Origin of the sequence: Janthinobacterium sp. ROICE36 (genome assembly GCF_002869965.1) — a bacterium.
In the GTDB taxonomy this organism is placed as follows: Bacteria; Pseudomonadota; Gammaproteobacteria; order Burkholderiales; family Burkholderiaceae_D; genus Janthinobacterium.
On record NZ_PEBS01000115.1, the window covers coordinates 1 to 10025 of the forward strand.

The 10025-nt window shown below is 60.1% G+C and carries 10 protein-coding genes; all 10 read left to right on the forward strand.

Features of this window, described 5'->3' with window-relative positions; translation table 11 throughout:
* A partial coding sequence (locus tag CSZ94_RS25850) for a thiamine pyrophosphate-dependent enzyme (RefSeq protein WP_258001215.1) occupies positions 1 to 247 on the forward strand: 247 nt, incomplete at its 5' end.
* A 195-nt stretch (positions 248 to 442) separates the two neighbouring features.
* Positions 443 to 859 carry a nuclear transport factor 2 family protein gene (locus CSZ94_RS25855; protein WP_102124137.1) on the forward strand — a complete coding sequence of 139 codons (417 nt, stop codon included), beginning with the start codon at positions 443 to 445 and terminating at the stop codon, positions 857 to 859.
* 25 nt (positions 860 to 884) lie between these two features.
* Positions 885 to 2324, forward strand: coding sequence for an NAD(P)/FAD-dependent oxidoreductase (locus tag CSZ94_RS25860; RefSeq protein WP_102124138.1), 1440 nt, complete (start codon positions 885 to 887; stop codon positions 2322 to 2324).
* Positions 2325 to 2439: 115 nt separating this feature from the next.
* Positions 2440 to 3501, forward strand: a complete 1062-nt coding sequence (gene tauA, locus CSZ94_RS25865) for a taurine ABC transporter substrate-binding protein (RefSeq protein ID WP_180977633.1) — start codon at positions 2440 to 2442, stop codon at positions 3499 to 3501.
* Positions 3502 to 3585: 84 nt separating this feature from the next.
* On the forward strand, positions 3586 to 4419 hold the full coding sequence (locus CSZ94_RS25870) for a taurine ABC transporter ATP-binding protein (protein WP_102124139.1): 834 nt from the start codon (positions 3586 to 3588) through the stop codon (positions 4417 to 4419).
* A gap of 79 nt (positions 4420 to 4498) precedes the next feature.
* On the forward strand, positions 4499 to 5293 hold the full coding sequence (locus tag CSZ94_RS25875) for an ABC transporter permease subunit (RefSeq protein ID WP_258001216.1): 795 nt from the start codon (positions 4499 to 4501) through the stop codon (positions 5291 to 5293).
* A 291-nt stretch (positions 5294 to 5584) separates the two neighbouring features.
* A complete protein-coding gene (locus tag CSZ94_RS25880) occupies positions 5585 to 7018 on the forward strand; it encodes an amino acid permease (protein ID WP_102124141.1) in 1434 nt (477 codons plus the stop codon).
* Positions 7011 to 8231, forward strand: coding sequence for a SorA family sulfite dehydrogenase catalytic subunit (gene sorA, locus CSZ94_RS25885; protein ID WP_102124142.1), 1221 nt, complete (start codon positions 7011 to 7013; stop codon positions 8229 to 8231). Before CSZ94_RS25880 ends, sorA begins: the two co-directional genes overlap by 8 nt.
* 10 nt (positions 8232 to 8241) lie before the next feature.
* Positions 8242 to 8856, forward strand: a complete 615-nt coding sequence (gene sorB, locus CSZ94_RS25890) for a SorB family sulfite dehydrogenase c-type cytochrome subunit (protein ID WP_102124143.1) — start codon at positions 8242 to 8244, stop codon at positions 8854 to 8856.
* 670 nt (positions 8857 to 9526) lie between these two features.
* The coding region (locus tag CSZ94_RS25895) for a POTRA domain-containing protein (protein ID WP_308410605.1) at positions 9527 to 10025 on the forward strand (499 nt) is incomplete at its 3' end.

The following is a 10025-nucleotide window of genomic DNA, read 5'->3' on the forward strand; positions in this document are numbered from 1 at the left end:
CGTCGCCGGCGAGCTCGATAACCAGAGCTTCGCGGAAATTGCGCGGGCCATGGGCGCCGAAGGCATCACGGTCGACAAGCTGGAAGACGTGGGTCCGGCCTTGAAGAAGGCCATCGCCATGCAGATGAATGAGGGCAAGACCACCATCATTGAAATCATGTGCACGCGCGAGCTGGGCGACCCGTTCCGCCGCGATGCGCTGAGCAAGCCTATCCGTCACCTGGATAAGTACAAAGACTATGTATAAGCCAGCCGGCAATGGGAAGTTGGCTGTGACCAAATTCTCACAGATAGTCACGGAAATATCATAATTTCATTAAAGAATGCAAAACGTCCCGTTTTTTTGAATTATTTGATTTGACAAGGCCATGTTTAAGGCTTAAATTCAATAAAAGATAAAAAACGGAACGTAGCGTATCAAAAACGATTTACGGAGACCACCATGAACCACCCTGTACCGCACACCGACGCTGTCACCACCGACTTCCTGCAAGCGTTTGGCGATGCCTGGAACCGCCACGATATCGACGCCCTGATGGCCGCCATGGCGGACGATTGTGAATTTCACGCCGTTGCCGGTCCTGACCTGCTGGGCAAGAGTTTCATCGGCCGCGACGCCGTGCGCGCCGGCTTCGAACTGGCCTGGCAAACTTTCCCCGACGCCGCCTGGCTCAAGCCCGAACACTTCGTCAGCGGCGAGCGCGGCGTGACGGAGTCGACCTTTGCCGGCACCAAGGCGGACGGCACACGCATCGAAGCGCGCATGGTCGACATCTTCACCTTCCGCGACGGCAAGATCGCCGTGAAGAACGCCTTCCGCAAGGATCGCCCACCGGTCGTCACGGCTGCCAAAGCCTGAGCCAGCACGTTCACCAGGAATGACCATGAACAAACCTGTCGACACCCCGCCTGGCGTAATGGGCAACAGCACCGCCGCCCGCACGCCCTACGATCCCGCCTTCGATCCGCTGGTGGCACAGCGCCCCGGCCACGGCACTGCCTACGCGCCCACCTACTGGATCGGCACGGCCGGCGAGCCGCCGGCCGACGACGGCCCCATCACGCATGACATCGACGTCGACGTGGCCATCATCGGCTCGGGTTTTACCGGTCTCTCCTGCGCCATCTTTCTGGCCCAGGAGCACGGCATCAAGGCCACCGTGCTGGAAGCGAACCGGGTCAGCTGGGGCTGCAGCACGCGCAACGGCGGCCAGGCGCAATGCACGACGGGCCGCCTGAAGCGCTCGCAGTGGATAGACCGCTATGGGCTAGACACGGCCCTGAAACTGCACGCGGAAGTGTGCGACGCGATGCAAACGTTCAAGAAGATTACGGCCGACATCGATTGCGACCCGCAGCCGGGCGGCCACCTGTACATCGCCCACAAGGCGAAAGCCATGCCCGCGCTGGAAAAAGAAGCCAAGATCATGCGCGAGATCTTCCAGTACGACGCGCGCATCCTCGACGCCGACACGGTCAAGCGCGAATTCGTCGACGACAAGGAAGCGGCCGGCGCACTGCACGAGCCGGAAGGCATCGGCATCCACGCGGGCAAGCTGGCGTTCGGCTACCTGCGCAAGGCGCGCGCGCTGGGCGCCAAGGTGCACCCATCGAGCCCCGTGCTGGGCTGGGAAACGCGCAACGGCGTGCATTATCTGCAAACGCCAGGCGGCGTGGTGCGTGCCCGTGTCGTGGCCGTGGCCACGGGTGGCTACACCTCGCCGCATCTGCATCCGCAAGTGAAAAACCGCCTGCTGCCGATTTTGTCGAATTCGCTCGTCACGCGTCCGTTGACCCCGGCGGAAATCGAGGCGTGCAACTTCCGCACCCACCAGGTGCTCACGGATACGCGTATTTTGCGTCACTACTACCGTTTGATGCCGGACAAGCGCGTGCAGATCGGCAGCCGCAGCGCCATCACGGGCGCCGACGCGCCGGAAGACAAATACAAACAGTTTTTGATCAACGATTTGCATCGCAAGTTCCCCGCGCTGACGGGCATCGCCATCGATTACTCGTGGTGGGGCTGGGTCGATGTCAGCCACGACATGATGCCGCGCATCGTGCAACCGGACCCGAAACAATCGATCTTCTATTCGCTCGGCTACGGCGGCAACGGCGTCATGTATTCGGCGCAGGCAGGGCGGCGCATGGCCGAACGCATCGCCGGCAAGGCCAGCGACACGGGCTTGCCGATCTTTAATTCGAAATTGCCATATCCCAACATGATGGAACTGGTCGAGTCGCAAGCGTTCGCCCCGTTCCGCCGCCTGGGTCAGCGCTTCCTGTACCGCTGGTATCACTTGAAGGATGAAGTTTTCTAAAAGCAGCACTGCAGTTCAAGTCGCCGCATGCGCTGGCATAGACCGGCCAGCGGCGCCATCCGTAAGGATGTTATTGCCCGCACGTTCACACATAACAATAAACTTGGAGTGAGACATGAACACATACACGAGCAAAACCCCGAGCAAAACGGTTTTTTCAACGATGCGCCGCGCCGTCTTCGGCACCCTGGTGCTGGGCGTCGCCCTTGCATCCAGCGGTACGGCCTTCGCACAAGGCAAGGAAGTGACGATTGCCTACCAGGAAATCAACGGTCCCTTCCTGGTGGCCATCGCCAGCGGCGAAGTGGAGAAAACCACGGGCTATAAAATCAACTGGCGCAAGTTCGACTCGGGCGCCAAGGTGGCCACCGGCATGGCTTCCGGCGACGTGCAGATCGGCGTCATCGGCTCCAGTCCGCTGACGGCGGCCGTCAGCCGCGGCGTCGATCTGCAGCTGTTCTGGATCATCGACGACATCAATGAAGCCGAAGCGATGGTGGCCCGCAATGGTGCCGGCATCAGCAAGCCTACCGACTTGCGCGGCAAGAAGATCGCCGTGCCTTTCGTTTCCACCACGCATTTCCACACCATGTTCGCGCTGGAAACGTGGGGCATCAAGCCCACGGAAGTGAAATTGCTGAACATGCAGCCGAACCAGATCGCCGCCGCCTGGGAGCGGGGCGACATCGATGCCGCCTTCGTGTGGGACCCGGCCTTGAGCAAGCTCAAGCAAAACGGCAAGGTCCTCGTCACGTCCGGCGAACTGAGCAAGAAGGGCAAGGCCACGTTTGACGGCATCGCCGTCGAGCGCGCCTGGGGCGAAGCGAATGCGGACTTCATGGCCAAGTTCGTCAAGGTGATGGCCGCCGCTGACGCCGACTACCGCGCCAATCCGAAAGCGTGGACCATCGATTCGCCGCAAGTGAAAGCCAACGTCAAGCATTCGGGTGCGGCCGCCAAGGATGTGGCCGCTTCCGTGGCCCTGTACGCCTATCCATCGCTGCAAGAGCAGGCGTCGCCGGCCTGGCTCGGTGGCGGCGCGAAGGGCGGCGTGGCGCAAGCCTTGCTGGCCACGGCGCAATTCTTGAAGGGCGAAGGCAAGATCGATACCCTGGCAACAGATTACGCCAAATATGTGACACCCAGGTATGCACAGGCCGCCGGCCTGCTGAAGTAAACGTTGTGCGATGGCGCGCCTGCGGGCGCGCTGACTGAACAGAATGCGTTGAACTGAAGTGACTACACCTATGCGGGGCACACGATGGAAAATCTGTACGTCAAGGATGTCAGCGTGATTTATCCGGGCAAGACGGCCGGTGAACGCGTACATGCCTTAAATAATATTAACCTGACCATCAATAGCGGCGACTTTGTCGTCGCGCTAGGCGCCTCGGGTTGTGGCAAGACAACCTTGCTGAGCCTGATGGCGGGCTTTATTGCCCCGTCCAAAGGCGAAATCATGCTCGGCGACAATAAAGTGGAAGGGCCGGGCGCCGACCGTGGCGTGGTGTTCCAGAAGCATGCCTTGCTGCCATGGCTGAATGTGATGGAAAACGTGGAATTCGGCCTGAAGTTGCAAGGTGTGACTAAAGCCGTGCGCCGCGAACAGGCGGCCAAGAACCTGGCGCTGGTCGGCTTGAAGGACTTTCACGACAATATGATTTATCAATTGTCGGGTGGCATGCAGCAGCGGGTGGGCATCGCCCGCGCCCTGACCAGCAATCCCGCCATGCTGCTGATGGATGAACCGATGGCGGCGCTCGATGCGCTGACGCGCGAAACCATCCAGGAATTGCTGCTCGATATCTGGGCCAAGTCCAGCACCATGTTCTTCTTTATTACCCACAGCGTCGACGAGGCGCTGTTCCTGGCGAACCGGCTGATCGTCATGTCGCCCCGTCCGGGCCGCATCACGCATACGTATGAACTCGATTTCAACAAGCGCTTCCTCGAATGCCGCGATGCGCGCGCCGTGAAATCGAGCCCGGACTTCATCGCCATGCGCGAAACCGTGCTCAACATCATTTATGGCGACGAGCGCGCAATGAACCAGGAGCGCGCCGTCAATAAAGAGCTGGAGGTGTCCCATGCATAGCCCATCCGTCGTGGGATTTCCTCCTGCCACCACCAAGCGCGCCGGCTTTTTTGCGCGCCTGTTCGCTCCCCGCTGCGCCATGCCCGGCGAAGCGTTCGGCGCGCCGGGGCAGGGCAATTCCAGCCGCATCGCCAGCGTTACCGTCATTGCCGTGCTCTTGCTGTGGTTCGCCGTGACGGCCAGCGGTATGGTCAAACCGCTGTTCCTGCCGTCGCCGCAAGCCGTGTACGAGAAATTCATCATGGCGGCCACCACCGGTTTCGGCGGCGCCACCCTGTGGGAACACACGGTGGCCAGCCTGGTCCGGGTGTTTGGCGCCTTTGGACTGGCCTGCCTGTTTGCCATTCCCATAGGCGTGATGATGGGCGTCAACCGCGTGGCACGCGGCATCTTCGATCCCTTGATCGAGTTCTACCGTCCGCTGCCGCCGCTCGCTTACTTGCCACTGGTGATCATCTGGTTCGGCATCGGCGAGTTTTCGAAGGTCTACCTGATCTTCCTGGCCATCTTCGCGCCGATGGCGATCGCGGCACGCGCCGGCGTCAGCTCTGTGTCGCTGGAGCAAATCCACGCAGCTTACTCGATGAGCGCCACGCGTTTCCAGGTCATCGTGCACGTGATCCTGCGGGCCGCGATTCCGGAAATTCTCACCGGCATGCGCATCGGCATCGGCGTGGGCTGGACCACCCTGGTGGCGGGCGAGATGGTGGCGGCCACGCGCGGTCTCGGCTATATGGTGCTGAGCGCCTCCGAGTTCCTGGCCAGTGATGTGGTGATCATGGGCATTATCGTGATCGGCTTCTTTGCTTTCCTGTTTGATTTGATGATGCGCTACCTCGAACGGACCCTCGTGCCATGGAAGGGCAAGGTGTAAGACGTTCCCGGGAGTGGCGCCGACGCCACAAGTGTTGCCGCCGCTCCCATTTTTCAACCAGCAATAACTCAGCAATACCCTGTACGTATCCTCCAGCGCGCTTGCCCCTTGGCCGCCGCGCCGGGCCGCTGCATTTCCAGATTGACTTATGGCATGCAGCCAACCAGACTGATTTGATGATGTATCGATGCTGCTTGACGGTGTTGCCCAAATAAAACAAAGCCGCGCGGCAGAAACAGAGCCGCAGCAGGTCAGGGCGCACCGAGCTTCAGATATTACTAGGAGACAAACATGATTAGCGACAACCATAACAACACGGGCTTGCAGCACTCGCTCAAGCAACGCCACATGAGCATGATCGCCATTGGCGGCGTGATCGGCGCCGGCCTCTTTGTCGGCAGCGGCGTCATCGCCAAGGCTGCCGGCCCGGCCGCCATCCTTTCCTTCCTGCTCACGGGCGGCCTGGTCGTCCTGATCATGCGCATGCTGGGCGAGCTGGCCTCGTCCCTGCCCGTGGTCGGCTCCTTCTATGAATATGCGCGCCTGGCCTTCGACGACAAACCCAAAGTATCGAAATTCCTCGGCTTCATGAGCGGCTGGATGTACTGGTATTTCTGGGTCGTCGTCGTGGCGCTGGAAGCCATCGCCGGCGCCAAGCTGGTCAATTTCTGGCTGCCCGACGTGCCATCGTGGGCTATCAGCCTGGTCTTGCTCGTCTCGATGACGGTGCTTAATTTGTTCTCCGTCAAGGCCTTCGGTGAATTCGAGTTCTGGTTCGCCTCGATCAAGGTGGTCGCCATTGTCGTCTTCCTGTTTGTGGGCGCCCTGTTCATCACGGGCAGCTTGCCTAACAGCATCCCAAGCCTGGGCTTTTTGACCAGCAATGGCGGCTTCATGCCCCACGGCTGGGGGCCTGTATTGAGTGGTGCGGTCGCCGCCACGGCCTTTTATTCGGGCGCTGAAATCGTCACCATCGCCGCCGCCGAAACGTCGGACCCGGCCAAGGCCATCGCCCGCGCCACCAATTCCGTCATCACGCGCGTGCTGATGTTTTATGTGGGGTCCATGTTTGTCGTCGTCTGTATCGTGCCCTGGGATTCACCGGCCATCGCCACGCCTTTCGTCAGCGCCCTGACGGTGATGAACATTCCGTACGCGGCCCACATCATGAACGCCATCATCTTGACGGCCGTGCTGTCGGCCTTGAATTCCAGCCTGTACGCCTCGTCGCGCATGATCTTTGCGCTGACGCGCCGCGGCGACGCGCCGACCGGCCTGGTCAAGCTGAGCAAGAACGGCGTGCCCATACGCGCCATCTTGTTCAGCACCCTGTTCGCCTATTTCGCCATTGCCGTCTCGTATGTATCGGCCGATCTGGTGTTCCCCTTCATCGTCAATTCCTACGGCATTCTGATCCTGTTTGTGTACTTGCTGATTGCGATATCTCAATTGCGCCTGCGCCGCCGCCTGGAACGCGAATGCCCGGAACGCATCAAGGTGCGCATGTGGCTGTTCCCCTACCTGACGTATTTCACCATCATCGCCATGCTGGTGATCCTGGGGGCCATGAGCGTGTCGTCCGATACGGAGCAGCGCGTGTCGTTCTGGTTCGGCCTGTTGAGCGTGGCCATCATGAGCGTCATGTACTACATCAAGAAACTGGTCAACGATGACCGCAACGGCGGTGCCTCCGCCGACACCAAAGTGGAGCTCAAACATGTCTGACACGACCTTGTTGCCTGCAAGCCGGCGCCGTTTCCTGCGCACCACGGCCGCCTTGGGCGCTGCCGCAGTGGCGGGGCCGACACTTGCAGCCTCTGTCACCTTGCCGTTTGAAAATGGCGAGCGCGAACTGGTGGCCTTTCCGCAAAAGCGCCCGCTGATCCTGTTGACCAGCCGTCCGCCCCAGTTGGAAACGCCGTTCAGTGTCTTCAACGAAGGCGCGATCACGCCCAACGATGCTTTTTTCGTGCGCTACCACTGGAGCGGCTTGCCTACCAGCATAGACGGCGACAGCTACCGCCTGCGCGTCGCCGGTCTGGTCAAGACGCCGCTCGAGCTGTCGCTGGCGGAACTGAAACAGTTGGAAGAACCCGTCGAGGTGGTAGCCGTGACGCAATGCTCGGGCAATAGTCGCGGTTTTTTTGCCCCGCGCGCCAACGGCGGGCAGCTGGGCAATGGCGCCATGGGCAATGCCCGCTGGACGGGCATCCCCCTGAAAACCGTGCTGGAAAAGGCCGGCATAGCGGCCAGTGCCGTGCAAGTGGCTTTCAATGGACTGGAAACACCGCCCGTGGGCGACGGTCCTGACTTTCAAAAAGCCTTGTCCGTCGAGCACATCATGGCTGGCGACGTGCTGCTGGCCTGGGCCATGAATGGCGAGGATATTCCTTTCCTCAACGGCTATCCGCTGCGCCTCATCGTGCCGGGGTTCTATGGCACCTACTGGGTCAAGCACCTGAGCGATATCAGCGTGCTGGACAAGCCCTTCGACGGCTTCTGGATGAGCACGGGCTACCGCATCCCTGACAACGGCTCCGGTTTCATCGAGCCGGGCGCGCCCGTGGGCAAGACGACGCCCATCAGCCGCCTCAACGTGCGCTCCTTCATTACCAGCGTGCAAGATGGCGCGCAGGTAAAAGCGGGGCGCGACCTGGCCTTGCGCGGCATCGCTTTTGATGGCGGCCATGGCATCAGCGAGGTGACCGTGTCGGTGGACGGCGGCCAGACGTGGCAGGAAACCAGACTGGGCAAGGACCTGGGTCGTTTCTCGTTCTGCGAGTGGACGCTGGTCCTGAAGGCGCCGCGCAAGGGCAAACACGTGCTGATGGTGCGTGCCGTCAACCGCATCGGCCAGAGCCAGCCGATGAAAGCCCTGTGGAATCCCATGGGTTATATGCGCAATGTGGTGGAAACCACGCGCATCCAGGCAGTGTGAGGAGAATGCCATGCTGATAAGAACACTCGTCACCGCCATGACCCTGGCGCTTGCCGGCAGCGCAGGCGCGCTGGAAATCCATTTGCCGCCGGAAACGGCAACCTACAAACCCAGCGAATTGCCCGGCTACCAGCTGGTGCAGCGCAACTGCATGACGTGCCACGCGGCCCAGTATGCATCGAGCCAGCCGTCTGCCTCGCCGCGCGCCTACTGGGAAGCGACCGTCAAGAAGATGAAAAAGCCGTTCGGCGCCCAGTTTGCCGATGAAGACATGCCAGACATGGTCGATTACCTGGTGAAAACCTATGGCGCGGAGCGGGGCGCCGCGGCCGCGGCCGTGGCCAGGCCAGCCGCAGCGACTGTCCCGGCCGCCAGCGGCAAGGATGTCAACACCTTGCTGGCGGCGAATGGCTGCATGGCATGCCATGCCCTCGACCAGAAAGTGGTCGGTCCGGGTTTTACCGAGGTGGCAGCCAGATACAAGGGCAAGGATAGCGTCGCGGCCGTGGCGGCGAACATCCGCCGCGGGGGCGCCGGCAAATGGGGTCCCGTGCCCATGCCGCCCTTCAGCCAGCTCAGTGTCGCCGATGCGGCGACACTGGCGAAATACGTGCTGTCCAGGTAGTGCTTGGCCAGTTCAGCACGGTAACGCATTTCCTCCCGTCTTCCTCTCCACAGGCCTCCCGCACGTCAGCCCCCGGCTGATATGTTGGAGGCTTGTCACGCCGATATACCTCGCGGAAGTTCAAGCAGCCTCCCGTCCCCGTCCCCCATCGTCAGAAAACAATTTATCCATATCAATATTTATATATTGAATTTTATTTTTGCAAGTATGTTACATACCAAGGTACAAAAGAAAGTGTGTCATGGAAACCGTATCCAGGTATGGAAAAAAAATAACATTGTTTTATGTGGCGATAATACTCATATTCTGCGCATTTTCCAGAAGTGTTGCATGCGAGAAATAGCATGCCGATAGTGATAGTGTGTCAATATTGTTGTGCAAGGACAACGTTTTTTAGTTGAAAAGCGCATTTTCATGGGTTTTTTTGTATTTTAAGACTATCGCAATTGGGAGTGCACCGATTTGGTGAATGAGGTCATCAGATAGGCATTTTCACGCCTGGCAAGGGACTAGAATGGATCAATGTTGCTGAGCGGAACTTGATTTTTTAGTTGCCATCGAATTTAACATTGATATCAAAAAAATACGCCCGCTTCAGCATTTGTATTCCCCCGTTGGTGCAGCCGGAAGCGGTGTGTCTGGCGCGGGCGCACCGCCAGAAAGGATGACCTTGAACACCAAATTACTTCCCCTGACCCTGCTGCTGGTGATCCAGTCCGCCTATGCCGTCGATCCCCCCAGCGCCGGCAGCCAGTTGCAGCAGATTCCCGTCGCGCCCCAGTTGCCGAAAGCGCCGCCGGCCATCCGCGTGCAGCAAGGCAATGTGCCGGCCACCACGCTGGGCGATACCACGCGCATCACGGTGCAGCGCTTGAAGGTGACGGCGCCGCCCGTGTTTACCGAGAGCGAGCTGGTCGCCAGCACAGGTTTCGTGCCGGGCAGCGAGCTGACCCTGGGCGAGCTACGCGCCATGGCGTCAAAAATTGCCAGCTATTACCAGAACCGTGGTTATTTCCTCGCGCAAGCGTATCTGCCCGCGCAAGACATCCACGATGGCGTGGTGCAAATCAGCGTGCTGCCGGGGCAGTATGGCCAGGTGCAACTGCGCAACCAGAGCAATCTGTCCGACGGTCTGGCCGGCACGCTATTGGCCGGTCTCGACGGGCAAG

What these genes read in the sequence shown, in the direction of transcription:
- CSZ94_RS25870 (WP_102124139.1), top strand. Translation starts at nt 3,586, where the DNA reads ATGGAAAATCTGTACGTCAAGGATGTCAGCGTGATTTATCCGGGCAAG.
- tauA (WP_180977633.1), top strand. Translation starts at nt 2,440, where the DNA reads ATGAACACATACACGAGCAAAACCCCGAGCAAAACGGTTTTTTCAACG.
- CSZ94_RS25875 (WP_258001216.1), top strand. Translation starts at nt 4,499, where the DNA reads ATGCCCGGCGAAGCGTTCGGCGCGCCGGGGCAGGGCAATTCCAGCCGC.
- sorA (WP_102124142.1), top strand. Translation starts at nt 7,011, where the DNA reads ATGTCTGACACGACCTTGTTGCCTGCAAGCCGGCGCCGTTTCCTGCGC.
- CSZ94_RS25880 (WP_102124141.1), top strand. Translation starts at nt 5,585, where the DNA reads ATGATTAGCGACAACCATAACAACACGGGCTTGCAGCACTCGCTCAAG.
- CSZ94_RS25855 (WP_102124137.1), top strand. Translation starts at nt 443, where the DNA reads ATGAACCACCCTGTACCGCACACCGACGCTGTCACCACCGACTTCCTG.
- sorB (WP_102124143.1), top strand. Translation starts at nt 8,242, where the DNA reads ATGCTGATAAGAACACTCGTCACCGCCATGACCCTGGCGCTTGCCGGC.
- CSZ94_RS25860 (WP_102124138.1), top strand. Translation starts at nt 885, where the DNA reads ATGAACAAACCTGTCGACACCCCGCCTGGCGTAATGGGCAACAGCACC.